11 protein-coding genes are annotated in these 26,937 nt (G+C 75.0%); all 11 read right to left on the bottom strand.

Translation table 11 applies throughout. The annotated features are described in order from the left end of the window. Nucleotides 1–190: 190 nt before the first annotated feature. Complete coding sequence (locus IE219_RS21170) at nucleotides 191–6,544, bottom strand: SDR family NAD(P)-dependent oxidoreductase (protein ID WP_229849913.1); 6,354 nt, start codon at nucleotides 6,542–6,544, stop codon at nucleotides 191–193. Nucleotides 6,545–6,596: 52 nt separating this feature from the next. Continuing rightward, nucleotides 6,597–7,433, bottom strand: a complete 837-nt coding sequence (locus tag IE219_RS21165) for a homoserine O-acetyltransferase/O-succinyltransferase family protein (protein WP_229849912.1) — start codon at nucleotides 7,431–7,433, stop codon at nucleotides 6,597–6,599. Further along, nucleotides 7,430–11,431 (bottom strand): non-ribosomal peptide synthetase, encoded by a 4,002-nt coding sequence (locus tag IE219_RS21160; RefSeq protein ID WP_189979789.1) that lies wholly within the window; start codon nucleotides 11,429–11,431, stop codon nucleotides 7,430–7,432. The genes IE219_RS21165 and IE219_RS21160 overlap by 4 nt, the downstream gene beginning before the upstream one ends. A 14-nt stretch (nucleotides 11,432–11,445) precedes the next feature. Then, the gene (gene glyA, locus IE219_RS21155) at nucleotides 11,446–12,795 is read right to left on the bottom strand and encodes a serine hydroxymethyltransferase (RefSeq protein WP_189979787.1); all 1,350 of its coding nucleotides are present in this window, start codon (nucleotides 12,793–12,795) and stop codon (nucleotides 11,446–11,448) included. 20 nt (nucleotides 12,796–12,815) lie between these two features. Next, nucleotides 12,816–16,682, bottom strand: a complete 3,867-nt coding sequence (locus tag IE219_RS21150) for a condensation domain-containing protein (protein ID WP_189979785.1) — start codon at nucleotides 16,680–16,682, stop codon at nucleotides 12,816–12,818. A gap of 11 nt (nucleotides 16,683–16,693) precedes the next feature. Next, nucleotides 16,694–22,924, bottom strand: a complete 6,231-nt coding sequence (locus IE219_RS21145) for a non-ribosomal peptide synthetase (RefSeq protein WP_229849911.1) — start codon at nucleotides 22,922–22,924, stop codon at nucleotides 16,694–16,696. A 47-nt stretch (nucleotides 22,925–22,971) separates the two neighbouring features. Beyond that, nucleotides 22,972–23,676: a thioesterase II family protein gene (locus tag IE219_RS21140; RefSeq protein ID WP_189979781.1), complete on the bottom strand. Its 705-nt coding sequence runs from the start codon at nucleotides 23,674–23,676 to the stop codon at nucleotides 22,972–22,974. Next, a complete protein-coding gene (locus IE219_RS21135) occupies nucleotides 23,673–23,918 on the bottom strand; it encodes an MbtH family protein (RefSeq protein ID WP_189979779.1) in 246 nt (81 codons plus the stop codon). Before IE219_RS21135 ends, IE219_RS21140 begins: the two co-directional genes overlap by 4 nt. Nucleotides 23,919–23,934: 16 nt before the next feature. Then, complete coding sequence (locus IE219_RS21130; RefSeq protein WP_189980037.1) at nucleotides 23,935–25,038, bottom strand: branched-chain amino acid aminotransferase; 1,104 nt, start codon at nucleotides 25,036–25,038, stop codon at nucleotides 23,935–23,937. Between the two features lie 8 nt (nucleotides 25,039–25,046). Then, entirely contained in the window at nucleotides 25,047–25,814 is a 768-nt protein-coding gene (locus IE219_RS21125; protein WP_229849910.1) for a 2OG-Fe(II)-dependent halogenase WelO5 family protein, read from the bottom strand. 78 nt (nucleotides 25,815–25,892) lie between these two features. Continuing rightward, on the bottom strand, nucleotides 25,893–26,462 hold the full coding sequence (locus IE219_RS21120) for a formyltransferase family protein (RefSeq protein ID WP_229849909.1): 570 nt from the start codon (nucleotides 26,460–26,462) through the stop codon (nucleotides 25,893–25,895). Nucleotides 26,463–26,937: the final 475 nt, after the last annotated feature.

Genomic DNA, 26,937 nt, shown 5'->3' with positions numbered 1-26,937 from the left:
GCACCACTCCTTGCGACGCTGATTCCATATCACATTCTCGTACGGCCAAGAACTCTAGCGCAGGCGCCAGTTGGCGCCTGGTGGCGTTAATGGCCGAATTTCGCCGGTCAGTTGATGTGGAACACCGTTCGCCGTCCGCGGGGCGGAAGGGGCGTCGTGGTGAGCGGACGCCCCTCCCGCCGTTCGGGGGTCAGTCGTCGTCCGCGCCCAGGTCGACCTCCTCCAGGGCGAGCAGCAGCTCCGCGTGGTCGACGGCGGACGTCCCGGACACCGCGCCGCCGTCGGCGAGCAGGTCCTTCAGGGCCCCGACGCAGTCGTCGAGCAGTTCCCCCACCTCCCGGGCGGAGTGCGTCCCCGGCGAGAACTTCACGGCGAGTTCCAGCTCGCCGCCGGCGACCACCGCCGCCACGTCGATCAGGTAGTGCCGCTCCGACTCCGGGCTCTGCTCGGCGTTCAGGGAGCCGGGCAGCGAGCCGAACAGCGGGTCGGTCTCGGGGCCGCTCCCGTCGAAGAAACCCAGGTAGTTGTAGCTGACCTGACGCTCCGGCAGGGTGCGGAGGGGGTGGCCGGGAGGGCAGGCGCCGCCGTACCGCAGCAGGCCCCACTCCTGGTCCCGGCCGCGCAGCGAGGCGAGGGCCCGCCGCACCCGGGAGACCCCGGCGGCGGGGACGGCGCAGCCCGTCAGGTCGAGCCGCAGCGGCGCGATGGCGGTGAACCAGCCCACCGTCCGCGAGAGGTCGACGGGCGCCTGCGCGTCCAGGCGGCCGTGGCCCTCCACGTCGAGGGCGAGGGCCCCGGTGCCGGCCCAGCGGGTGAGGGCCCAGCCGACCGCCGTGAGCAGCACCTCGTTGACGCTGTTCTCGCCCAGCCGGTCGAGGAGCGAGGCGGGGACCTTGCGGGTGAGGATCTCGGTGTCCCGCTCCAGGAGCGGGCCCTCCGCCGTCCCCGGCAGGGTGCCCCAGCCGCCCGCGAGCCGCTCGGCCCAGGCGTCGGCCAGCTCCGCGTCCGGACGCTCGGCGCGGCGCTCGACGCGGCGGGCCCAGGGGAGGAACCCGACCGTGGTGGCGGGGAGTTCCGGCTCGGCGCCGCGGGCGCGGGCGTCCAGGAGGAGCCGCAGGTCCTCCTCCAGGATCCGCCAGGAGACGCCGTCGACGGACGCGTGGTGGATCACCAGGACCAGCACGGAGGAGCCGGCGCCGCCGTGCGGGCGGAGCAGGGCCGCACGGACGAGCGGGCCCTCCTCCGCGCCGACCTCGCGGTGCAGTCCGGGTTCGGCCGCGTCCGCCGCCGCACCCGGCTCCTCGCCGGGCGCCAGCTCCCGCACGTCGAAGCGGAGGCTGTCCGCGACCGCGTCGCCGGCCAGCAGGCGCCAGCCCTCCGGGGTGTCCGCCAGCCGCATCCGGAGCGCGTCGTGCCGCGCCACCAGGTCGCCGAGGGCGGCCTCCACGGCGTCCGGGCCCAGCCCGGCGGCGACGTGGTAGCGCATGCTCATCGTGAGGTGGTCGCGGACCTCGCGCCGGTCCGCCTTCTCCAGCCACCAGCCGAAGACGGGCGGGACGGAGACCCGCTCCACCGGCTCGTCGTCCGCCTCGTCCGCCGTCGCCCCGGCCAGGCCGTCGTGGACCGCGAGGTGGGCCAGCAGTTCGGCGGCCGTCTTGTGCTCGAAGAGGTCCAGCGGGCTGAAGCGGAAGCCCCGCTCGGCGGCGCGGGCGACCGCCTGGATGGCACGGATGGAGTCGCCGCCCGCCACGAAGAAGTTGTCGTCGGGGCCGACCTCGTCGGTGCCCAGCACGTCCCGGAAGACGGCGAGCAGGGCCTCGACGTGACCCGCCGCGACGATCGACGCGGACCGGCCGGCCGGGGCCGCCTCGGTCAGCCGGATCCGCGCCGGGTCGATGCCCACCGCCTCGGCCACCCGCGCCGGGTCCTCGGCGTCGGCCTCCAGGACGTAGCCGACCGTACCGAAGGGCAGCAGCCCCACGACCGCCCCGCCGACGGCGGTGAGACCGATCAGCAGCCGGTCCTCGGCCGCCTCCAGGGCCGTGTGCAGCGAGGCGAGGCCCTGGGCGGGGGTGAGCGAGGCGAAGCCCCGGCGCTGTGCCAGCTCCTGCACCCCGGCGGGGGTGCCGGACGCCATGCCGACCTGCTTCCACATGCTCCAGTCGAGGCAGATACGGGCGCCGCCGGTGCGGCGTGCCCCGAGCGCGGCGTGTGCCGACTGGTAGGCGCAGGCACCGGCGTACTCGGTGAAGCCGGCGCCGCCGAAGAAGCCGTTGACGGAGCTGAACACGACGAGCGGAGCGGCCCGCCCGCCGAGGGCATCGTCGAGCGCGTGGCTCATCCGGATGCGGTCCTCGGCGCGGGCGAACAGCCGCTCCGCCGTGCCCGCGTCGGGCGCGGCCAGCGCTTCCAGCTGTTCGCTCACCGACCCCTCGCCGGCCAGCTGGAACACCCCGTCCAGCGGACCCCAGTCCGCTTCGGCGGCGTCCAGGGCCGCGCGCAGGGCGGTGGCATCGGTGGCGTCCAGGCGGACGTACCGCAGTTCGCCGCGCGGCCCGGTCCGGTCGGCCAGGTGCGCCAGCAGCGAGCCGCGCGCGTCGTGCGGCTCGGCAGGACCGCGTCCCACCACCACCACCCGGGCGTCGAACCTGCTCAGCAGGTGCTGGGTGAGGTGGGCGCCGACGCCGCCGAGACCGCCGACGACCAGGTACGCGCCGTTCTCGCGCAGCACCCGGCGGGGCCGCTCCGGGAGGGTCGCCCCGTCCAGCGGGCGCAGGCCGCGCACCGAGCGGACGCCGTCGCGGTACGCGATCTGTCCGGCCGGGCGGAGCGCGGCCTCGGAGAGCAGCGCCCCGTCGTCCGCGCCGTCGACGACGGCGACCCGCAGCCGGGGGTGCGAGAGCGCGATGCTCTCCGCGACACCGGGCAGCGCCGCGTGGGCCACGCCCGGCTCGGCGCCGGTGACCACGACCGCGTCCCGGACCGCCAGCACCAGGGCGGGCGGCTCGGGCAGCCGGGCCGCCGCGGGCAGGAGCGCGGACCACGCGGCGTGCGCCTCGCGCAGCGCCCGCGCGGCGGTCGCCGCGGTCGCCGCGGCGCCGGGTCCCGTGTTCCACCGCACGTCGACGACCGCGTCCAGGCCGTCGAGGCGGTCGGCGGCGGCTTCGAGGAGGGCCCGCAGGTCCTCCTCGGCGCCGGGGCGGAAGCGGGCCCGCCCGGTGGCGTCGAAGCCGCCGAACCGGTCGCCCGGCTCGGCGCGGAGGGCCGCGCCGGCGGGCGCCGCGCCACCGATCCACAGCACCCGGCCGGGCGGGTCCTGCGCGACGGCCGCCACCGGCCGCCACTCCGGTACGAAGTGCCAGGCGGGCACCGTCGCACGGTGGCCCAGCCCGTCGGCCCGGCGCAGGGTGATCCGGTCGGCGAAGGCGCCGGACTGGAACCCGGCGGTCAGGACGGGGCGACGGATCTTGCCGATGGCGGTGCGCGGCCACTCCTCCGGGCCGATCTCCACCAGCGCCACCGGGCGCAGGCTGTGCTCGGAGATCAGCGCGGCCTCCACGGCGGAGGGGTTCACCTCGCCCGGGGCGGTCGCACTGTAGAAGACGACGAGGTCGTCGGTGACGGCGTCGGGCCTGCGGACCGGCACCGCGGCGCAGCAGCCCTGGCGGATGCCCGGGACGGTCTCGACGGCGTTCTCCAGCGCACGGGCCGCGTAGTTGAGGCCGTTGATGATGAGGACGTCCTTCACCCGGCCGGTGACGACGAGACCGCCGTCCACCATGAAGCCGCAGTCGCCCATGCGCAGCCAGCCGTCCTCGGTGAAGGTCTCGGCGTCGGCCTCGGGGTTGCGGTGGTAGCCGTTCATGATCTGGAGGCCGCTGACCTCGATCCGGCCGATGACGCCCTCCGGGCAGACCCGGCCCTCGGCGTCCACCACCCGCAGCGCGATGCCCGCCATCGGGGTGCCGACCTCCGCGAACGGACTGCCCTCGCCGGGCAGCGCCCGGCGCACCGGGCTGTCCAGCGACGTGTCGCTCAGCCAGTGCACGTACGCCTGGCTGCCGGCGACCAGGTTGTGCGCGCCGATCACGGCGGAGCTGGTCTCGGTCATGCCGAAGACCGGCTTGATGACGTCGGGGCGCAGCCCGTGCGGGGCCAGGAGGGAGAGGAAGCGCTGGTTGCCCTCGTGGGTGACGGGCTCGCCGCCGTTCTCCCAGACCTTCACCGGGCTGAGGTCCCAGGAGCCGCGGGCGATCTTCTCGGCCTGCTCGTTGACCAGGTTGAAGCCGAAATTGGCCATCCAGCTGAGGGTGACCCGGTGGCGGTCCATCAGGTCGAGGATGCGGGTGGGGTCGGCGAGCACCCAGCCGGTGTCCGCGTGGATCTGCTCGTTGGCCAGGCACAGGTCGCGCACGTGGTGCTGGACCAGACCGCCGACGTGGTCGACGCCGAGCCAGTTGAGGGAGACCTCGTCGGCCAGGTCGAACTCGTTGCGGATCGACTCCGCCAGGCTCACCAGGTTGCGGTGCGACAGGGCCACGCCCTTGGGCGCGCCGGTGCTGCCGGAGGTGAGGATCATCAGGGCGGGCGAGCGCGGCGCCGCCTCCGCGGCGGGCAGCGGCTCCTGGAGCAGGGCCTCGTCCAGGGTCAGCAGTTCGGCCGTGAGGCCGCGGCGTTCGATGACTTCGGCCGTGACGCCCCGCTGGGCCCCGGTGGTGAGGACGGTGCGCCGGGTGAGCATGGTGTCGGGGCCGAGCAGGTGCCACAGCGGGTTGCCCGCCGCGTCGTACGGGGTCGCCGGGGTGAGCGGCACCGGGAGGACCCCGAGCAGCACGCAGGCCCAGACGCCGACGAAGATGTCGCCGGCCGCGGCGGCGTGCACGATCACCTCGTCGCCGTGGCCCAGGCCCCGGGCGCGCAGGTGGGTGGCCACCCGGGAGGCCCGGTCGAGCAGGTCGGCGTAGCTGAGCCGGTGCTCGCGGCCCTCGCCGTCGACGAGCGGGATGCCCCGGTCGGTGGCGGCGGCCTTCCGCAGCCGGTCGACCAGGTCGTCGGCCGGCGGGTCGAGTTCGGGTCCGCGCGCCTCGGCCGGGCGGGTCGCCGGATAGTGGCCGCCGCCGGCCAGGAACGCCTCGGGCAGCGGGAGTTCGGTGTGGCCCTCGGTGACCGGGACGGTGCGCAGCCGGACCGGCGCGCCGCCGTCGGAGAGCCGGTGCGCGGCACGCTCCAGCTGGAGGTCGTCCGGCGGCGCTTCGGCGGCCAGCCGGGCGGTGTCCACCCGGCCCTCCGCGTCGCGCGGCAGCGTCGGCACCCGGCAGGCGCCGAGCGGCGCCGCCCAGGCGGGCAGGGCGGCCGCGAGCCGTTCCACGGCCGCCCGGTCGGGCCCCTCGCCGGGAGCGCAGACCACCAGCCTGGCCCGGTCGGTGCCGGTGTCGCGGACGACGAGCGCCGCGTCCGTGAGCCCGGCGGCGGCCAGGGCGCGGCTGGTGGCCGCCGGGGCGAGCCGGCGGCCCGCGAGGCGCAGGGCGTCCTGCGGACGGGTGTCGAACTCGACGGTGCCGTCGCTGCGCCGGCGGGCCCGGTGGCCGGTGACCGCGGTGCGCTCGCCGGGCGTGGCGGCGAGCGCCGCGAGGAGCTCGGGGTAGCCGTCGGCGACGACGGGCAGCCGCCCGGCGAGGGCGAGCAGGCCCCACGCGTTGGTGGGCAGCGGCCGTCCGGCCGCGTTGCAGACCCGGTGCCGGCCGGGGACCTCGCCCCGGTGGCCGGTGCCGCCGTCGGCCGGGTGGGCGCGGGTGACGGCGAGGACGTGGTGGTCGCCGAAGCCGTGGGTGACGGTCTCGTCCGCCGGGGCGGGGCCGACGCCCCAGGTGATCCGGTGGGCGTACGCCCCGGCGGCGAGCGCCGGGTCGGTCGCGAGCCGGTCGGCGGGGCAGGCGAGGACGGCGGAGCCCTCGGTGGGGGGAGTGCCGTCGTCGGCGAGGAGGGTGACGCGGACCGTGCCGTCGAGCCATGCCTCCAGGACCAGGGGGAGCCAGGCGTCGACGCGCCAGTCCGCGAGGACGACGAGGGACGAGGGCCGCTCGGCCGGGAGCCCGAGGCGGCCGAGGCCGCCGGCCGGGTGGGCGACGGCGCCGGTCAGCTCCTCCGACACGAGCAGCGCCGCGTCGACCCGTACCGGCTCCGCGTCCGGTGTGCCGTCCGCCCCCGCTCCGTGCGCGCGGGCCGCCCCGCCGGGGACGTCGAGGGCGACGCGGACGGCGCCGTCCGCGGTGGCCGGACCGACGGCGGGGACACCCCCGGAGAGCCAGACGGCGAGGCAGCCGAGGGCGGTGCCGACGGGTTCGGCCGCGGCGACGTGCACCGGCTCCCCGGGCCGGACCCCGTGCTCCGCGAGCGACTTGACGAGCCGGTCGGTCCGGTCCGCGAGGGCCTCGCCGCTGTGGGCGCCGGCCGCCGCCGCGGAGCCGCGGGCACGCAGCGCCGTGAGCACCTCACCGGCGGGTGTGGCGACGTCGGTGAGGTGGTCGAAAGGATGGAACGGCACTGCGGCTCACTCCTCGGATCGGGCTCGTACGGGATGGTGCCGGGGGAGGTCGTCAGACCGCCGCGGTCCGCGGCTCCCGCTTGCGGGCGGCGGCCTGCTCCAGCCAGGCGGCGAAGAAGGCGCGGTTGTTGGCGCGCCAGCGGTTCACCGGCCGGTGCGGGTCGTAGTTGACGGGCACGGGCGGCGTCTGGCCCTTCTTCCGGGCGTTGAAGTACTCCTCCGCCAGCCGCTCGGTGGGGTAGTCCTGGTGGCCCTGGAGCATCAGGTAGGCGCCGTCGGCGGAGACCACCGTGGTGTGGCCGGACTCCTCGGACCAGTCGAGCGGGACGAGGCGTCCGTCGGCGACCGCCTGGGCGAAGCCCTTCGGCTCCATCTGGGCGTACCGGCTCTGCGGGAGCCAGTAGCGGTCGTCGAGGCCGCGCATCAGCGGGTGGGCGGGGGCGAGGTTGGTCATCTCGATGACGCCGGAGATCTTGGCCGGAAAATGCTGCTTCTCCAGATCGAAGAAGACCTTTCCGACGACCTGCGCGCCCCAGCAGACGCCCGCGATCGAACCGACGCGTCCGTCGGCGTCCCGGAGGGTCTCCACGACCTCGTCCCAGTAGGTGGCCGCGGTGAAGTCGGGGTTGAGGTCCATCGCCGCGCCGGTGAGGAGGAGCGCGTCGCAGTCCTCCAGGGTCGTCTCGTCGTAGAAGTGGTGGGTGTCGGCGAGGATCTTCTGGTCGCTGCTGCGGTAGGGGTGGTTGCGGACCCGGAGCCAGCGCACATCGGTCCCGGCGGGCAGCACCTGTGCCATGTAGTCGAGGTAGATCTCGGCCTGCGGCATCAGGTTGAGGACCGCGAGGCGGCGCACGGGCGCGGCGGTCGCGTCGGACGGAGCGGTGGTCACGGGGACACCTCCGGGGTGGTGGCCGGTCCGGCGGTACCGGCGGGGTGGGCGGGCTCGGCCGGCCCGACGGCGGCGAGCAGTCGTTCGGCGACCAGGTCCGCGTGGCCGCGGACGAAGTAGTGGTCGCCGGGGAGGACGACGAGCGAATGACGGGGGGCGAGCCGGCCCCAGCTCCGCCACCCCTCGGCGTAGCCCTCGGTCAGCGGGTCCTCCTCGCCGATGAGGCAGGTGAGCGGGGTGCGCAGCAGCCCCTCGGGCGAGTCGGCGACCCGGTCGAGGACGCCGCGGAAGTAGCGCCGGGCCTCGGTTCCGTCGTGCCGCAGCAGCCGCCCGATGGTGTCGGCCTCGTCGTCGGCCAGCTCGTCGAAGCCGCCGAGTTCGGCGAAGGAGCGGGCGAGCGCGCGGTCGGTCAGCTCGGCGAACGGGTCCTCGTCGAGGGAGTCCTGGGCGGCGGGCGGATAGGAGGCGCCGACGACGAGGTGCCGCACGTCCAGGCCGTCCTCCTCCAGGAGGCGGGCGATCTCGGTGGCCAGGGCCACGCCGCCGCAGTGCCCGTAGACCACCAGCGGGCGGTCCTTGAGGTCGCGGGCGGCCTCGGCGACGGACCGGGCGACGGTGGCGACGCTCTCCGGCCGCTCGTCGGTGCCGTCGTGCTCGTGGCCGGGGAGGCGCACGGCGTGGACGGCGAGGCGTCCGCCGAGGGCGTCGGCCAGCGGCTGGTACACGCCGGCGTGCCCCCCGCCGTACGGCACGCAGATGACGGCGGGCGTGCCCGGTGCCGGCTCCGCCGCGCCCAGCCGGACCAGGGCGCCGGTGTCGCGCTCGGCCTGGCCCAGGTGGTCGGCGAGGGCCCGGACGCTGCGGTACTGGTAGAGCGCCGTGATGGGGACGGCGCGGCCGGGGACGCGGCAGGCGCGCAGCGCCTTCAGGGAGTTGCCGCCCATGTCGAAGAAGCTGGTCTCGACGTCGAGTTCGGCGGGATCGACGGCGAGGACGCCGGCCCAGTGCTCCGCGAGGACCCGCTCCAGCTCGGTGCGCGGCGCGGCGCGCCGCGCGGTGGTCACGCTGAAGCGGGGGGCGGGCAGTTCGCGGCGGTTGACCTTGCCGTTGGCGGTCAGCGGCAGGCGCTCCAGCCGCACGAACGCCTCGGGCACCAGGTGGTCGGGGACGCGGCGGCGCAGCCAGGCCCGCAGCTCGGTGTGGAAGGCGGTCCACCCGGCCTCGTCGCCGGCGGCGGGACCGCCGGGGGCGGGGACCAGGTAGGCGGCGAGGCGTCGGTCGCCCGCCTCGTCGGCCGGCGCGGCGACCAGGCAGGTCTCCACCCCGGGGTGCTCGCGCAGCACGGCCTCGATCTCGCCGAGTTCGATGCGGACGCCGCGGATCTTGACCTGGAAGTCGATCCGGCCGAGCAGTTCGATCGTGCCGTCGGCGCCGAAGCGGGCGAGGTCCCCGGTGCGGTAGAGCCGCTCGCCGGGCCGGTCGGACCACGGGTGCGGGACGAACTTCTCGGCGGTCAGCGCGGGCCGGTCGAGGTAGCCGGCGGCGAGGCCGGCGCCTCCCAGGCACAGCTCGCCCGGGACCCCGACCGGTGCGGGCTCCATCCGGTCGTCGACGATGTACGCCGTCTGGTTGGCCATCGGCCGGCCGTACGGGATGCTCCGCCAGGCCGGGTCGACGTCGCCGACGGGGTAGGTCACGGAGTCCACCGACAGCTCGGTGGCGCCGCCCGCGCTGACGACCCGCGCGGCCGGGAAGGAGGCGCGGACCCGGTCGGGCTGGGTCAGGGGGATCCAGTCGCCGTCCAGGACGGTGAGGCGCAGCGATTCGGGTCGCCGGCCGCGCTCCTCGGCGACGTCGAGGAGCGCGTCCATGAGGGCCGGGGCGGAGTGCCACAGCGTGATGCCCTCGCGGTCGATCAGGTCCAGCCAGTGGTCGGGGTCCTTGGTGCGCTCGGCGTCCGGCAGCACGAGGACGCCGCCGGCGAGGAGGCTGCAGAACAGGTCGCAGACGGAGATGTCGAAGCTGAGCGAGGAGACGCACAGGGTGCGGTCGCCGGGGCCCATGCCGAAGCTGCGGCGGTAGTCCTCGACGTTGTTGATCCGGCCCCGGTGGTCGAGCATCACCCCCTTGGGCCTGCCGGACGAGCCGGAGGTGTAGATGACGTACGCGAACGAGTCCGGCGGCACCACGAGGTCGAGGGGCGTGACCGGCTGCCGGTCGACGTCCGCCGCGTCGGAGTCGAGGGCGAGCCACGGCAGGTCGAGCCGGGCGGCGACGTCGGCGCCGCCGCCCCAGGTCACGACGGCGGACAGGGCGGCGTCCTCCACCATGTAGGCGATGCGCTCGGCCGGGTAGGCCGGGTCCAGCGGGACGTAGGCGGCGCCCGTCTTCATCACGCCGAGGATGCCGGTGACCGTGGCCGTGGACTTGTCGGTGCACAGGCCGACCCGGTCGCCGGGGCGGACGCCGAGCTCGGTCAGCCGGTGGGCGACCTGGTTGGCCCGGGCGTCGAGTTCGCCGTACGTCAGGCGCCCGTCCCCGGCGACGACCGCGGGGGCGTCGGGGCGCACGGCCGCCTGGTGCTCGGCCAGGCCGTGCAGGGTGCGGTCGAGGTCGACCTCGGCGGCGGTGTCGTTCCAGCGGCGCAGGACGAGGTCGGCGTGGTCGCCGGCGACCGTCGGGACGTCGCCGACGAGCCGGTCGGTGCGGCTGCCCAGGCGCTCCACCAGGCCGTGCAGCTGGTCGAGCATCGCCTCGGCGACGGAGTCGTCCAGCCGGTGCCGGTAGTAGCTGAGGACGAGCATGACCTCGTCGCCGGGGAAGGCCCGTACGGCGACCGGGTAGTTGGTCGGGCCGCTCCAGCCGTAGTCGGTGAGGCGGATGCCTCCCCAGTCCTCGTTGTGCCCGTTGTCCAGCGGGTAGTTCTGGAAGCTCAGCAGCGTCTCGAAGAGCGGCTTCCCGCGCTCGACGCCGGACAGCTCCTGCACCCGGGCGAGGCCGGTGAACTGGTGGTCCTGGAGGCGGAAGAGGTCCCGCTGGATCTCCTCCAGCCAGGCGCCGATCCGCTGCGCGGGGTCGATCCTGACCCGCAGCGGAACGGCGTTGATGAAGAGGCCGACCATGTTCTCGACGCCGGTCAGCTCCGGCGGGCGTCCCGCCGTCGTCGAGCCGAAGAGGACCTCCTCCTCGCCGCTGTACGAGCCGAGGAGACGGGCCCAGGCGGCGTGCGCGAGGGCGCTGAGGGAGACGCCGAGCCGTGCGCACTCCTGCTGCACGACGGCGCTGGTGGCGCGGTCCAGGGTCACGGAGAGGGTGACCTCGACGCCGGCGCCGCCCTCGTGGACGCCCTGGCCGCGGTCGACCGCGAGCCGTGTGGGGGAGTCGAAGCCGCGGAGGTAGTCGCTCCAGAACGCCTCGTCGGCGGCGGCGTCCCGTTCGCCCAGGTAGTGGATGAAGTCCCCGAAGGGGCGCGCCGGTTCGAGGGAGAGCGGCTGCCCGGTCCCGTCGGTGAGGGAGGCGTAGCGGCTCAGCACCTCGTGCAGCACGAGGCCGAAGCTCCACCCGTCCAGCAGGATGTGGTGGTGGCTCCACACGAAGAGGTGCGAGGAGTCGCCCGTCCGGCGCGCCGTCAGCCGCATCAGCGGCGCCTTGGACATGTCGAAGCCGCGCTGCCGGTCCTCCTCCAGGAGGGCCTGCCAGGCTTCCTCGGTGTCGGACCGTCCGCGCCAGTCCTCCCAGTCCAGCGCGACGCGGACGGACCGCCCGACGACCTGGAGGGGTTCCTTCAGGCGCTGCCACGCGAAGGCGGTGCGCAGGATGGGGTGCCGGCCGACCGCCCAGTTCCAGGCGTCCTCGAAGGCGGTCCGGTCCAGATCGCCCTCGATGGTGCAGCGGATCTGCTCGAAGTAGGTGGGCTCACCGGGCCTGCTGAGGGTGTGGAAGAGCAGGCCCTGCTGGAGGGGGGAGAGCGGGTAGGCCGCCTCGACGTTCTTCGGCATGTGTGCTGGTGCCCCTAGAGGTTCTCGGTGGCCGTGGCGTACGGCAGCGGGAAGGCGCGGCAGAGGTCTCGCACGGCGGCGACGGTCCGCTCGCGGACCTCGCCGGGCAGTTCCACCTCGCCGCCGGGGAGGGCGCGGGCCTCGGTGAGGACGGTGTCGATGAGGGAGACGCAGCGTTCCATCTGCTCCGGCCCCATGCCCCGCAGGGCGACGGTGTTGCTGCCGAGGCGGACGCCGCTGGCGACGGTGGCGCCGCGCGTGTCACCGGGGATCTTGTTCTTGTTGACGAGGATGTGGCAGGTCTCCAGGGCGCGTTCGGCGGCGCGGCCGTCGAGGTGCGGCGGCACCCGGAAGAGCACGATGTGGTTGTCGGTGCCGCCGCCGATCACCTCGTAGCCCCGGCGCGACAGCGAGGCCGCGAGGGCGTCGGAGTCGGTGCGGATGCGCGCGGCCAGCTCCTTGAACTCGGGCTGGAGGAGCCGGCCCATGGCGCGTGCCTTCGCCGCGATGGTGTGCACCTCGGGGGAGCCCTGCATGAGCGGGAAGACCGCGCTCTGGATGAGCTGGGACAGGCTGCGCGTGCCGCCCGCGGGGACGTGGTCGGCGTCGCGGCCCGACATGATCAGGCCGCCGCGGGGGCCGTACAGCTGCTTGAAGGTGCAGGTGGTGGTGAAGTGGGCGGCGTCGATGGGGCTGGGGTGCAGCCCCGCGGCGACGAGGCCGGCGATGTGGGTGACGTCGGCGAGGACGTAGGCGCCGACCTCGTCGGCGATCGCCCGGATGCGGTCGAAGTCGACGATCCGGGTGTAGGAGGTGGTGCCGCAGACGACGAGCCGCGGCCGGTGCTCCTGGGCCAGTTCGCGCAGCTGCCCGTAGTCGATGAGGCCCTTCGCGTCGAGGCCGTAGCTGTGGACGTCGAAGAGCTTGCCGCTGAGGTTGACCGGCGAGCCGTGGGTGAGGTGGCCGCCCTGGTCGAGGGCCATGCCGAGGACGCTGTCGCCCGGCTTCAGGAGGGCCTGCATCACGGTGTGGTTGGCGAAACTGGCGCAGTGCGGCTGGACGTTGACGTACCGGGCGCCGAAGACCCGCTTGGCGCGGGAGATCGCCAGCTCCTCGGCCTGGTCCACGTACCGGCAGCCGGCGTGGTACCGCTTGCCCGGGTAGCCCTCGGCCGTGACGTTGACGATGCTCGAACCGACGACCGCCATCACCGAGGCGTCGGTGCCGCCGGAGGACGCGACCAGGGACAGCGTCTCCGTCTGGCGCACGTGCTCGCGCTCCAGCAGTTCGAAGAGCTCGGGGTCGTCCCGGCGCAGCGTCGCGATGCCTCGGTCCAGGTTGCGCCCGATGTGGCTTTCGTGCATTTCTGTCTCCTGGGGTTCCGTCACCATGCGTCGTCGGCGAGCAGGTCGTGGATGGATGCGTGGGGTCGGTCCAGGCCGGCCTCGGCGAGGGCCAGCCAGTCCTGGCGGAAGCCCTTGACGGTGGCTTCCTCGAAGAGCGTGGTGCGGTAGGCGAGGATCCCGCCGAGTCCGCCGTCGGCCTCCCACAGGACGGCCGACACGTCGAACCAGGCGACCGAGCCCTCCTGTTCGACCGGGCGCATCGGCAGCCCGTCGAGCCGGTGGCGCACGCCGTCGCCGGGTTCCGCGCCGGACTGGAGCGAGAGCACGGTCTGGACGAGCGGCGGCCGGGACGCGTCGCGGGCCACGCCGAGCTCGTCGACCAGCGCGTCGAAGGGGCGGCGCTGATGGCCGAAGGCGCCCGAGAGGGCCTCGCGGACCCGGCCGAACAGCTCGGCGAAGGTCGGGTCGCCACTGGCGTCGACCCGTACCGGAAGCGTGTTGACGAAGCAGCCGAGGAGCGGTTCGGCCTCGGCCCGGTGGCGGCCGGCCACCGGCACGCCGATCAGGAAGTCCTCGGTCTGGGTCAGCCGGGCCAGCCAGGCCGCGTACGCGGTGGTCAGCCAGGCGTACAGGGTGCCGCCCGCCGCGCGCGCCGCCTCGCGCATCCGGGCCGTGGTGCCGGCGTCGACGCGCACCGGGAGCCAGGAGCCGGCGTAGTCCTGCTGGGCGCCGTACGGCCGGTCCGTCGGCAGCTCCAGCGTGGTCGGCGCACCGGCCAGCGCCTCCCGCCAGTAGCGGACGTCCTCCTCCTGCGCGGGGGTGCCGTCGAGGCCGTGCTCCCAGGCCGCCCAGTCGGCGAACTGCGGCTCCCCGCCACGGCCCGGCGGGGTGCCGCCGGCCCGGAGCGTCGCGTAGTCCCGGGTCAGCTCCTCCAGGACGAGGTTCATCGACCACTCGTCGCACACCGCGTGGTGCAGGACGAGCTGGAGGTACGAGCGGTCCCGGCCGGCCAGCAGCAGCGCGCGGGCCGCGCCGGGCCGGGCCAGGTCGAAGGGGCGGCCGGCGTGTTCCCGCAGCAGCGCGTCGGCGTCCGTGTCCGGCGCGTCGGCGTCGGCGGCCTCGAACTCCCAGCCGCCGGTGGGCTCCACCCGCTGGACGAGTTCCCCGTCCTCCAGGACGAGCCGGGTCCGCAGCACGTCGTGGCGGGCGGCGAGCCCCTCCAGCGCGCGTTCCAGCAGCCCGGCGTCGACGGGCCCGTCGAGGGCGAAGGCGGTCGACACGTTGTAGGCGCCGGAGCCGGCGTCGAGCTGCTGGAGCAGCCACATCCGGCGCTGCGAGTGGGTGGCCGGAGCCCGGTCGCGGGCGGGGTCGTGGACCGGGCCCCGGGGCGCGGCGGCCTCCTCCTCCGGCGGCGCGGCGGAGGCGAGACCGGCGAGGTGGGCGGCGAGCTCGCCCAGCCGCGGATGGTCGTAGACGGTGTCGAAGGGCAGGTCGTGGCCGAAGTCCTGCTCGACGGCGTTGCCCAGCTGGACCTGCATCAGGGAGTCGCCGCCGAGGTCGAAGAAGTCGTCCTCGCGGCCGACCGTCTCGGTGCCCAGGAGGGAGCACCAGATGGCGGCGAGCTTCCGCTCGGCGTCGGTGCCGTCCTGCTCGGCGAGCCGCGACGGCTCCTCCGCCGGGGCAGCGGCGGCGGGAGCGGGATCCGCCGGGACGGTGCCGCGGGGCCGGGGCTCGACCCAGCAGCGGGTCGGCTCGAACAGGTCGGTCGGCACCGGCGCCCGCCGCCCGTAGCCGCCGAGGAAGCGGACACCGCGCGCCCAGTCCAGGTCGGCACCGGCCTCGTACAGGGCGGCCAGGACGCCGAGGAGCCGGTCGCGCGGCTCCTCGGCGCCAGTGGCCGCGTCCACCAGGACGCCCCGCTGACGGGGGGCGAGCTCGCCGGCGAGCCGGGCCAGCCGACCGGACCAGGGGACGACGAAGACCGGGTCGCCCTGCGCGCCGATGGTGGCGAAGGCGGCCTCGGTGCGCCGGGGGTCGGGGTCGGCGACCGGCTCCGGCGGCGCGGGCACGCGGGCGGCGGTCGGCAGGTCGGTCTCGCCGCGCAGCAGGTCGACCAGGAGGTTGCCGGACCCGTGCCCGATCACGATGCGGTCGGACACCCCGGCCGCGACGAGGGCCCGCACCGGTGTCAGCCGGTCGAGCAGCAGCTCCGCCGCCTCGCGGACGGCCCCGGGGGCGCCGGACACCGCGGCCAGGCCCTCGGCGTGCGCGCCGGCCAGGGCGGGCAGCGCCCGGACCCAGGAGGCGGCCGTCCCCCGGGCGGGCGCGTCCTCGTGGGACAGCAGGGTGACGACGGCGGTGGCGTCCGGGGCGCAGGCGACCGGGGCGGCGCCCGAGGCGATCCGCTCCAGCGCCTCGGCCGCCTCCTGCGCGCTTCCGGCGATGACGCAGGCCCGCCACCGCTCGTGGTCGCGCCCGGTGGCCTGCACGAAGGCCAGGTCGGCCAGCGTCTCCGGCTCGGGACGGGCCCGCAGGTGGGCGGCGAGCCGGGCGGCGTGCCGGCGCAGCGGCGCCTCGCCGCGCGCGGAGAGCGGGACGAGGACCCGGCGGGGCCCGGCCAGGGGCTCCCGGGGCACGTCGGCGGCCTGTTCCAGGACGAGGTGCACGTTGGTGCCGGTGAGACCGAAGGCGCTCACGCCGGCGCGGCGCGGCGCGGACCCCTCCCAGGGTTCGGTCCGCGAGGAGAGCCGGAGCGCCGAACGGCCGGTGTCGAGCAGCGGATTGGGCTCGGTGAAGTGGGCGGAGGCGTAGCGGCGCCCGGTGCGCAGCGCCACCACGGCCTTGTACAGCGAGGCCGCGCCGGCCGCCGAGTCGAGGTGTCCGATGTTGGACTTGAGGGAGCTGAGGACGCAGAAGCCGGTGCGCTCGGTGCGGCGGGCGAAGGCCGCGGTGAGGGCCTCGAACTCGATGGGGTCGCCGAGCCGGGTGCCGGTGCCGTGCGCCTCCACGAGGCCGATCGAGTGGGGGTGGACGCCGGCCGCCCGCCACGCCTCCAGGAGCAGGTCCTCCTGGGCCTGGGCGCTGGGCGCGGCGAAGCCGTTGCTGCGTCCGCCGTCGTGGTTGACGGCGCCGCCGAGGATCACGGCGTGCACCGGGTCGCCGTCCTCCTCGGCGCGGGCCAGGGTCTTCAGGAGGAAGACCGCGCCGCCCTCGCCGAGTCCGGTGCCGTCGGCGGCGGCGTCGAAGCTGCGGGCCCGGCCGCCGGGCGACACGATGCCCTCGGCGCCGGGCGCGGCGGTCTCCGGAGGGTCGCACAGGACGCGTACGCCACCGGTGACGGCCCAGTCGGCCTCGCCGTGGGCGAGCCGGCGGCACGCCTCGTGCACGGCGGCGAGCGAGGACGAACAGGCGGTGTCGACGGTGAGGACGGGGCCGCGCAGGTCGAGCAGATGGGCCACCCGGCCCGCCTGGGCGGCCGGCAGGAGCCCGGTGACCAGCGGCGCGTCCGCCGGGTCGATCAGCTCGGAGTACGTCTCGCGGCCGGCCCCGAAGACCACCGCGGTACGGCTGCCGCGCAGGTCGGACAGGGGGCGGCCGGCGTCCCAGACGGCCCGGCAGGTCAGTTCGAGGAGGAGCCGCTGCTGCGGGTCCATCTGCCGGGCCTCGCGGAGCGAGAGGCCGAACCAGGCGTGGTCGAAGACGTCGACGCGGTCCAGCAGGGCGGCCTCGGACAGGGCGGTGCCGGGCGCGATGCCGGCGTCGCGGCGCCGGTCCTCGGGGACGGGGCGGACGAGGTCGGCCCGCTCCTCCAGGAGGGCGGCGAGGCGGTCCTGGTCACCGCCGGCGCCCGGGAGGGCGGCGGCGATGCCCACGACGGCGATGGGCTGGGCGGGGGCACGGTCCATGGAGGGCCTCATCAGAGTCGGAAGCTGAGGTCGGCGGCGGCCGGCGCGGCGGCGCCGGTCTCTTCGAGGGCGCCGGCGATCGCGGCGACCGTGTGGAGCCGGAAGAGGTCGACGAGCCGGAGCGCGCCGGGGTAGCGCCCGTCGACGCGTTCGTGGAGGCGGGTCAGGGTCAGCGAGGTGCCGCCGATCGTGAAGAAGCTGTCCTCGCGTCCGATCTCGGCGTCGGGCAGCAGCTCGTGCCAGATCCCGGCGATCTCCTGCTCCAGCGGGCCGCGCGGGGGCGCGGGGGGCGCCGTGCGGCGGCGCCGGCCCTCGGCGGCGCGGGCGAGGGCCCGCCGGTCGAGCTTGCCGTTGCCGGTGAGGGGGAAGGCGTCGAGCCGGTCGATCCAGGCGGGCACCATGTAGCCGGGGAGCCGGCCGGTGAGCGCTTCGCGGAGCGCTTCCGGGTCGAGCCCCTCGGGTCCGGCGACGAAGCCGACGAGGTGCTGGTCGCCGCCGCTGCCGGACACCAGGACGGCCGTGTCGTCGATCCGCGGATCGAGTGCGGCGAGGGTCCGCTCGATCTCGCCGGGCTCCACCCGGATGCCGCGCAGTTTGATCTGGTCGTCGATCCGGCCGAGGAACTCGATCGTTCCGTCGGCGGTGAGCCGGGCGAGGTCGCCGGTCCGGTAGAGCCGTTCGCCCGGGGTGGTGGGGAAGGGGTGCGGCACGAACTTCTCGGCGGTGAGCGCGGGCCGGTCGAGGTAGCCGCGGGCCAGGCCCTGGCCGCCGAGGTGGAGTTCGCCCGGCACGCCCGGGGGGAGCGGGTTGAGCGCGGCGTCCATGACGTACGCCTCGGCGCCGGGGAAGGCGTTGCCGATGCCCGGGGAGTGGCCGGGCGGCAGTTCCGCGCAGTCCTGGACGGTGCCGCAGACGGTCGCCTCGCTCGGTCCGTAGGCGTTCCACAGGTGGACCGCGCCGCCCCAGCGCTGCGCCAGCTCGGCGGGGAACGCCTCTCCGGCGAGGACGAGGTGGCGCAGGCTCTCCGGGAGGGTGTGGAGCATCGCCAGGTTGGACGGCGGCATGGTCAGGTGGGTGATGGACCGCTCGGCGAGGGTCCGCTCCAGGGGGGCGCCCGGCAGCAGCCGGTCGGGGTGCGTGAGGTGGAGGCAGGCCCCGGTGAGGAGGCCCATGACGCACTCCCAGACGGAGGCGTCGAAGGAGTACGGGGCGTACTGCAGGACGTGCGAGCCGGGCCCCGCGCCGAAGGCGGTGCGGTGCAGGTCGCGCAGTTGGGCGAGGCCGCGGTGGGCGAGCAGGACGCCCTTGGGCGTGCCGGTGGACCCGGAGGTGTAGATGACGTACGCGAGGTGTTCGGGCGTCAGCGCGGGGCTCGGGGCCGGCGGCGTCCCGGCGGGCTCCTCGTCGACGCGGACGGCGGGGACGGTGCCGGGCAGCCGGTCGGCGAGGGCGGCGTCGGTGATCCGCAGTCTCACCCCGGCGTCCCGGGCGATCCATTCCATGCGCTCGGCGGGGAGCGCGGGGTCGAGGCAGAGGAAGGCGGCGCCGGCCTTGGCGACGGCGAGGACCGCGGTCACCGAGGCGCGGGAGCGCGGCAGCACGATCGCGACCCTGTCGTCGGGGCGGACCCCGAGGGCGGCGACCCGGGCCGCGAGCCGGTCGGCGGCCCGGTCCAGTTCGCGGTAGGTGAGGACGCCGTCGTCGTCCTGGAGGGCGGGCGCGTCGGGGTGGGCGGCGACCCGCTCGGCGAAGAGCGCCGGGAGGGTGGCGGGGACCGGGGTGGCCGGGGGGCGGCCCCGGCCGACGGCGTGGCGTTCGCGTTCCGGGGTGCTCAGCGGCAGTCCGCCGAGCGGGGCGTCGGGGTGCCGGCCGGCCTGGGCGAGGAGGGCCTCGAAGCAGTCGGCGTAGCAGGCCACGGTCGCGGCCTCGAAGAGGTCGGTGCGGTAGTCCCAGGTGGCGTGCCAGCCGTGCGCGTCGCGGCCGACCATGAGGGTGACGTCGTACTGGGTGGCGACCGGCGGCACGTCGAAGCGCTCGGTCTCCAGGCCGGGGGCGCCGGGGACGGGCGTCGCGGTTCCGTCGAGCACGAACATGGTCTGGAAGACCGGCGTGTGCTCGACGGTCCGCTCGGCGCCCAGGGCCGAGACGACCAGCTCGAAGGGCGTCTGCTGGTGCGTGAAGGCGGTGAGGCACTCCTGCCGGGCCCGGTCCAGGAGCGTGCGGTAGGAGGGCGAGCCGCTGTGGTCGCTGCGCAGCGCCAGGGTGTTCAGGAGGCAGCCGACCAGGTGCTCGGTGCCGGTCTGGTCGCGGTTGGCGATCGGGGTCCCGACGACGATGTCGTCCTGCCCGGACAGGCGGGACACGAGGCCCTGGTAGACGGCGAGGACGCTCATGAAGGGGGTGGCTCCGGCCTCCCGGCCGAGGGCGAGCAGCCGTTCCACGGCCTCGCCGGAGACGCGCCGGGTGAGCCGGGCGCCCCGGTAGGAGACGGCCTCGGCCGGCGGGTGGTCGAAGGCCAGCCGCAGCCGCTCCGGCGGCTCGGCGAGCCGTTCCGTCCAGTGGGCGAGGTCGCGGCGGGCCAGCGCCGGGCGGTCGAGGTGGTGGCGCTGCCAGGTGGCGTGGTCGAGGGCGGAGAGCGGCGGCGCGGTGTCCGGCTGCCGCCCGGCGGCCAGGGCCGCGTAGTCCCGGAACAGCTCGTCGAGGAGGACCCGCAGCGACCAGGCGTCCGCGACGACGTGGTGGATGACGAGGGCGAGGACGTGCCGGGGGCGCCCGTCGGCCGCGGCCGGCTCCTCGACGAGCAGCCAGCGGGCGGGCACCTCGGTGGCCAGGTCGAAGGGTTCCGCGAGGGCGTCGCGCAGCAGGCGGACGGTGGTGTCCGGGCCGTCGGAGGAGAGCTGCCGGGCGGGGGTCCGCCGGTGGTCGGCGGCCCGCTGGCGCAGGACGCCGTCGGCGTCCCGGCCGATCCGCAGCCGCAGCGCCTCGTGGCGGGCGGTCAGCGAGTGCAGGGCCCGGTCGAGGGCGGCCCGGTCGAGGGCGCCGGTGGTGCGGACGGCCACTCCGATGTTGAGCATGGAGCTGCCGGGCCGCAGCTGTTCGACGAGCCACATGCGCTCCTGGGCGAAGGAGAGCGGTGCGGGCCCGTCGCCCTCGCGGCGGCGCAGCGGCGGCAGCACCGCCTCCTGGGCGAGGGCGCCGTCGATGCGGGCGGCCAGGGCGCGGACGGTGCGGTCGCGGAAGACGTCGGCGAGCGCGATCTCGGCGCCGAGCCCGTCCCGGACGCCGGCCGTCAGCTGCATGGCCAGGAGGGAGTGGCCGCCGAGCGCGAAGAAGTCGGCGTCCGGGCCGAGCGGTCCGGCACCGGTCAGCCCGCTCATCAGGGCGGCCACCTCGCGCTCGGTGTCGGTGGCGGGGCCGGCGGTCTCGCCCGTGCCGTGGGCCGGTCCGGGCAGGGCGGCACGGTCGATCTTGCCGTTGGCGTTGAGCGGGAAGGCGTCGAGCGGCACCCAGTGGCCGGGGACCATGTGGGCCGGCAGGGCGGCCGTGAGCGCGCTTCGGACGTCGTCGGCCGCGGCGCCGCCGGTCCAGTAGCAGACCAGGTGGGGGGAGCCGGCGACGTCGCGGAGGACGACGAGGGCCTGGGCGACCCCGTCGACCTCACGGGCCCGGCTCTCGATCTCGCCGGTCTCGATGCGGAAGCCGCGCAGTTTGACCTGGTGGTCGTAGCGGCCGAGGTAGCGCAGCCCGCCGTCCTCGGTGGTCCGGACGCGGTCGCCGGTGCGGTACATGCGAGCGCCGGGGACGCCGCTGAACGGGTCGGGCAGGAACCGCTCGGCGGTGAGTCCGGGGCGGTCCAGGTAGCCCTGGGCGACCCCGAGCCCGCCGAGGAACAGTTCGCCGTCGGCGCCCGCGGGCACCGGGCGGAGCCGGGCGTCGAGGACGTACGCGTTGGTGCCCGCGACCGGCAGGCCGATCAGCGGCTCCTCCGCGGCGCCCCGGGGCACTTCGTACCAGGTGGAGTACGTGGTGTCCTCGGAGGGGCCGTACAGGTTGAGGACCCGCGCGTGCGGCGCGTGCGCGTGGACGGCGTCCGTGAGGGTGCGGGGCAGCGGCTCGCCTGCCAGGTTGACGACCCGCACCGAGGCGGGGAGGGCGTCCGCGCGCAGCAGCTCGGTCATCGCCGACGGCACCGTGTTGATCAGGGTGGGCTCGGCGCCCGGCTGCTCGGCGAGCTGGAGGACGTTGTCGACGAGCCGGAGCGAGCCGCCGGTCGCGAGCGGCAGGAAGACCTCGAAGACGGAGAGGTCGAAGCTGACCGAGGTGCCGGCCAGCACCACCGACAGGTCCTCGGGCGCGTAGTGGCCGGCGGCCCAGCCGAGGAAGGCGCGCAGGGCGCGGTGCGGGATCGCGACGCCCTTGGGACGGCCGGTGGAGCCGGAGGTGTAGATGAGGTACGCGACGCTCTCGGGGTGCGCCGGAACCGTCCCGGGCAGCTCGGCGGCCGCCGGGACCGTGGTGACGTCGAGGCGCGGGCCGACGTCCTCCGGGAGCGCGGACCGGGTCTCCGGCTCGGTCAGGACGACCGCGCAGCGCGCGTCCCGGGCGATGAAGGAGAGCCGCTCCGCCGGGTACGCGGCGTCGAGCGGCACATAGGCGGCACCCGCCCGGACCACCGCCATCAGGGCGGCGACCAGGTCGGGCGTGCGGCGCAGGCAGACACCGACGTGGTCGCCCGCTGTGATCCCGGCCTCCGCGAGGGCGCGCTGGAGGGCGCCGACGCGGCCGGCGAGACCGGCGTAGTCGAGGGGGTCGTGGCCGGTCCACACGGCGGGGGCGGCGGGCCGCTCGACGGCGTGCCGGGCGAAGGCGGTGACCGGGTCCAGCGCTTCGGGTGCCGGGTCGAGCCGCAGCGACGGGGCGAGCAGCGCCCGGTCGGCCGACGGCGCGGAGACGTACGCGTCGGGGTGGGCGACCATCGCCTCCAGGATCAGCCGCCACTGCTCCAGCATCCGGGCGGCGGGGCCCGCGCCGAGGGTGTCGGCGCGGTACTCCAGCGCCGCGAAGGTGCCGTGTTCGGCCTCGCCTCCGTCGACCGGGGCGAACCGGCCCCGGTCGACCTGGAGGAGCAGGTCGAACTTGGTGTGGTGCGGGGCGACGTGCAGCCGGGCGGCGGTCACGCCGGGCAGGTCGGGCAGCGGTACGTCGTCGGGCTGGACCACCAGCAGTGCCTGGAGCGGCAGTCCGCCGAGCCGGGCGGCGAGGCGGTCGAGCGGCACGTCGGCGTGGGCGTAGGTGGTCAGGGCGGCGTCCCTGACCCGCTCCACCAGCCCGTTCCAGCGGTCTTCCGCCCCGATCCGGACGCGCAGCGGAAGCGTGTTCACGAAGAGGCCGTAGGTGGTGTGGGCGGCCGTGTCCTCCCGTCCTGCCGCGGGCAGTCCGAAGACCACCTCGTCCTGGCCGGTCCAGCGGGACAGGAGGACCGCGTAGGCCGCCGCGTAGAGCATGAAGGGCGTGGCCCCGCACTCGGCGGCGTACACTTCGACGCTCTTGACCAGCTCGTCCGGGAGCCGGTCGCGGTGCACGGCGGCGGGCGCCGGCTCCGTCGCGGCGGAGGCGTCCCGGGGCAGGTCCAGGGTGAGCGGGGCGCCGGCCAGCGAGGCGGCCGCCTCGTCGAGCCGCCGCGCGTGCCCGGCCGACTCCAGCCGGCGGCGTTCCCCGGCGACCGCCTCGCGGTAGTCGCCCGCCGGGCGGTCCCAGCGGGGCTCGGCGCCCTCGACGAGCCGCCTGTACGCGGACTCCGCCTCCCGGAAGAAGAGTTCGGCGGACCAGCCGTCCGTGACGATGTGGTGGACGACGAGTGCGAGCACCCAGGTGTCACCGCCGAGTTCCAGCAGCGACATCCGGAACAGCGGTCCCTTCGACAGGTCGAAGGGGACGGCCGTCTCCGCGGCCAGCCAGTCGGCCACCCCGCCGGGTGCGACGGTGTGCCGGGCCAGGACGAACGGGTGCTCGGCCGCGGGCACCACGCGCTGGGTGAGCTCTCCGCCCCGCGCGTCGAAGACGGCGCGGAGCTGGTCGTGGCGGGCGACCACGGCCGCGAGGGCGTCCCGCAGGGCGCCGGTGTCGAGCGGGCCGCGCAGCCGGACGGCCTCGGTGACGGTGTAGGCGAGGCCGTCGGGGTGCCGCTCCTGGAGGAACCACAGGCGCTGCTGGGCGCTGGAGGTCGGGAAGGGTGCAGTCACGTCAGGGGTCATCTCTCGGGCGTCCTCGGTGGCCGGCTTCGTCAGGGTCAGGACGCCGCGCCGAGCGCGTCGAGCGTCAGGTCCGCGCGCACCGCACGGCAGATGCGGGAGCGCTCGGAGCGGATCACGAAGTGATCTCCGTCGTAGACGCGCACCTCGCCGGCGGCGTCGCCGAGCCTGGTCCACGCGGCCAGGTCCTCGGTCGGGACGAACGCGTCCCGGCGCGCTCCGAACACGGTCAGCGGGCAGGGCGCGGGCTCCGTGCCCCCCTCGTAGGTCTCGACGACCTTGAAGTCCGCCCGCAGGACCGGCAGGTACATCGCCATCAGCTGCTCGCTGGCGAGCACCTCGGGATCGGTGCCGCCCAGCGCCCGCAGCTCCGCGATCAGCTCGGCGTCCGGCATCAGGTGCCGGAACCGGTCGCGCGGCGGCAGGAAGGGGGCCCGGGAGCCGCCCACGAACAGCCTCCGCGGGACGCGGCCCCGCTCCGCCAGGTGCAGCGAGAGGGCGTAGGCCGCGTAGGAGCCGAAGCTGTACCCGAGCAGCGCGAACGGGCCCTGGGAGAGGTCCTCGCACTGCTCGGCCAGCTCGGAGACGAGGGCCGGCATGGAGTCGATGAGGGGCCGGCCGAACCGGGCGCCGCGCCCGGGGAGTTCCGCGACGCGTACCTCCGCCACCGGTGCGAGCGCCTCGTGCCAGCCCTCGAACGCCTCCGCGCCGCCTCCCGCGAACGGGACGCAGAAGAGGATCACGGCCGTTGCTCCCGCTCGCGCAGGCTCAGGGGCCGCATGTCGACCCAGTGGTCCTGGATGTGCGCCAGGCAGCTCTCGCGGTCGGCCGGCTCGGTCCTGGCCTGCCAGCCGGGCGGCAGTTCGCGGTGGGCGGGCCACAGCGAGTACTGCTCCTCGTGGTTGGTGACGACGACGTACCGGCCGGTGTCGGCGGTGTCGGCGCTGTCGGCGGTGTCGGTCGTGGGGGCGGGGGTCTGGCTCATGGTGGGTTTCCGTGCCTTACGCGCGAGGGCCGTCGGGGAGCGCGGTGACCGGCCACTGCCAGCCGTCGGGCGCCGCGGAGATGCCGTGCTGGATGTCGAGCAGCCGGCCGCGCAGGTCGAGCGCGACGGACCGGTCGGGCAGCGGGAGGCGCAGCCCGGTCTCGTCGCCGAGGAGCTCGACCGGTGCGACGACCGCGCCGGTGCCGCAGCCGAAGACCTCGACGTCCTCGCCCGCGGCGACGGCGTCGGTCAGCTCGTGGATGTCGATGGGCCGCTCCTCCATCTTCAGCCCGAAGGACGGGCCGAGGGCGAGGAGGCTGTCCCGGGTGATGCCCGCGAGGATGGTGTCGGAGAGCGGCGGGGTGACCAGGACGTCGCCGCGGCGCGTGAACACGTTCATCGCCGTGAACTCCTCGACGTACCGGTGCTCCACGGCGTCCAGCCACAGCAGCTGGTGGAAGCCGTTCTCCCGCAGCGGTGCCGCCGCGGCGAAGCTCGCCGCGTAGTTGCCGGCCGCCTTCACGTTGCCGGTGCCGCCGGCGCCCGCCCGGCTGTAGTGCCGCTCGATCCACGCCGAGATCGGCGTGGTGAAGAAGGCGTCCGAGGGGGTGGCGCAGATCAGGAAGCAGAACTCGGTGGACGGCACCACCGACAGGTCCGCGGTGGCTCCGAACATGGTGGGCCGCAGGTAGAGGGACTGGCCCTGCCGCGACGGCACCAGTCGCTCCAGGGTGCCGACCAGTTCCTCCAGGGCCGTGACGAAGACCTGTTCGTCCAGCTCGGGCATCCCGAGGCGGGCGGCCGACCGGTTGAAGCGGCGGGCGTGTTCGTAGGGGCGGAAGAGCAGCGTCGGGGCGTCGAGGTCGTCGCCGAGGTTCCGGTACGCCTTCATGCCCTCGAAGATGGCCTGCCCGTAGTGGAGCGCCTGGGTGTGCGGTGCCAGCGGCAGCGGGTCGAGCCCGGTGAGCCGCGGGGTCTCCCAGGCGCCGTCGCGGTAGTACGCGACGGACATCACGGGGGCCATCAGCCGGCTGAAGCCCAGCGGGTCGGGCAGTTCGATCCCGTCGAGCCGCGCGGCGAGCTCGTCCGGCAGCGCGGGGGAAGGGGAGGAAGGGGTCATGGTCACACTCAGCTCCAGCAGCGCAGGGGAAGGTCGGTGCCGTAGTTGCCGACGAAACCGGAGACGGTGATCCGCCGGCCCGCGGTGATCTTGCGGATGGCGTGGGCGCACGCGGCGTTGATGAGGATGAGGTCGCCGGGCTCCGGGGAGATCAGCACGGACTCCTCGGGAAGGATGTCGCGGGGGTATCCGTAACTTCCCGGATACTTGTCGGCCATTCCCTGGTATTCCTCGTCGGATATGACGTGGTCCCACACCTCCAGTTCACCCCCCTCATCGGCGGTGTCCAGGTAGATGTTCACCCCGAGCTGTCCGAGCAGGGAATGCGCCATGGGGTCGTCGAATTCCCGGCGCAGCACATCCTGGTGGGGAAGGCCCTCGCTGCCCGTGCGCCATACGCGGGTGATGCCGAGCGGCATCTTGGAGCCGTTCAGCGTCATGAGCGTCGAGCCCCCGGGCCAGCTTTCGTCGAGAGCCACCCGGAGATGGTCGACCGGCGAGGGGTGCGGAGCGCTCAGCCGGCGCATGCGGTTCAGCAGGGGAAGTGTGCTCGCGAGATACCGCTCACGCCGCCCCGGATCCTGTGTGACATTCCAGAAGGAATCGATATTGCTTTCGTAGATTCCGGCACCGGCGGTGTCGTCGATCTCCTGGTACAGCAGATCGGCCAGCGCCTTGCAGTACATGGCGTCGTAGAATTCGGGAACTCGGACGGCGACGGACTCCAGGGAGAGGAGGTCACCCAGGACCTTCTCGTCGAGGGTGTCGACGGTCACGAGCTTGTGGTTCGGGGACATGCTGAAGAAGCCTTCCGTCAAGTGTGTTCGACGAAGACGTCCGGTGGCGCCGGTGGCTCACCGGTCGATGAGGGCCCACTTGTCGGCGGTGGAGACGACGCCGTCGTTGGCCGGCAGTGCGATCAGCTCGGGCTTGTACAGCGGGGGCGAGTCCATCGCCGGCTCCCACGTGGCCAGGGACTCGTCCTGCGGGACCTCGATGCGGAGGTCGTTCGCCAGGTCGTCCAGCACCCGCAGCAGGAGCCGCACGCCGAGCGGCGCGAGGTGCTCCCGCCAGAGCGACGAGGCGGTCGAACCCGGCGGGACCAGCACGTGCTCCTGCGCGGCGATCGGCCCGCCGTCGGTCCGCTCGGTCAGGTGGTAGACGCTGCCGCCCGTCGCCCGGTCGCCGTCCCTGATGGTCCAGCGGATGGCGTCCCGGCCCCGGTGCAGGGGGAGCAGGCTCGGGTGGTAGCCGATGGTCGCGACCCGGGCCCGAGCCCGGGTCTGCCGTCCGATGAACGCGTGGGAATGCGCGGCGACGATGACGTCAACTTTTTCGGAGATGTGGTGGGCGCGCAGTTCCGTCGCCTCCGTCCAGGGAATGGAACGGGGGAACGACCATCCGCGCAGACGGTCCCACGCCATGGGGTCGCTGTCGTCCGTGCGGCCCTTCTTCAAACCCGGGGAGGCTGTCCCCAGGATGGTGTGCCCAGCGTCTTCCACGGCCTCCGCGACTTGCACCGAAAATGCGCCGCGTCCAGAAATATAGATGTTCAAGCTTCCTCAACTCGCCATGTGTGACGGGTTTGCCCCGCCACGCTTTTAACTGTTTCAGAGCCACTCAGAAGGATCTTCTATTTCTGCTGGCCGGCCGATCGGCGTCCCCTCCTCCTCCGAGAACTCCGGCGTAAACCGGAGGGGGGCGGCCGATCGCGCTTCGACACAACCAACCGTAATGAGCCGCCCATCGGACGATCAAGGATTTGTCATCAAGCTGACAATGAGGCGGTGCGCCCCCGCCGGGCTTCGGCGCGGTCGAGCGGCGCCGGGCCCGTGGCGATCGGCTTTCGCGCGTCCTTCGCCGCGGGCGGGGGAGCGGTACCACTGGAAGGGGGGAGCG

Origin of the sequence: Streptomyces termitum, from assembly GCF_014650175.1 — a bacterium.
Lineage (GTDB): Bacteria > Actinomycetota > Actinomycetes > Streptomycetales > Streptomycetaceae > Streptomyces > Streptomyces termitum.
The sequence above is the reverse complement of the archived record's forward strand: the minus strand, read 5'-3'. Positions and strand labels throughout refer to the sequence as shown.

What these genes read in the sequence shown, in the direction of transcription:
- IE219_RS21130 (WP_189980037.1), bottom strand. Translation starts at nt 25,038, where the DNA reads ATGACCCCTTCCTCCCCTTCCCCCGCGCTGCCGGACGAGCTCGCCGCG.
- IE219_RS21135 (WP_189979779.1), bottom strand. Translation starts at nt 23,918, where the DNA reads ATGAGCCAGACCCCCGCCCCCACGACCGACACCGCCGACAGCGCCGAC.
- IE219_RS21160 (WP_189979789.1), bottom strand. Translation starts at nt 11,431, where the DNA reads ATGCCGAAGAACGTCGAGGCGGCCTACCCGCTCTCCCCCCTCCAGCAG.
- IE219_RS21150 (WP_189979785.1), bottom strand. Translation starts at nt 16,682, where the DNA reads ATGGACCGTGCCCCCGCCCAGCCCATCGCCGTCGTGGGCATCGCCGCC.
- IE219_RS21120 (WP_229849909.1), bottom strand. Translation starts at nt 26,462, where the DNA reads ATGGCGTGGGACCGTCTGCGCGGATGGTCGTTCCCCCGTTCCATTCCC.
- glyA (WP_189979787.1), bottom strand. Translation starts at nt 12,795, where the DNA reads ATGCACGAAAGCCACATCGGGCGCAACCTGGACCGAGGCATCGCGACG.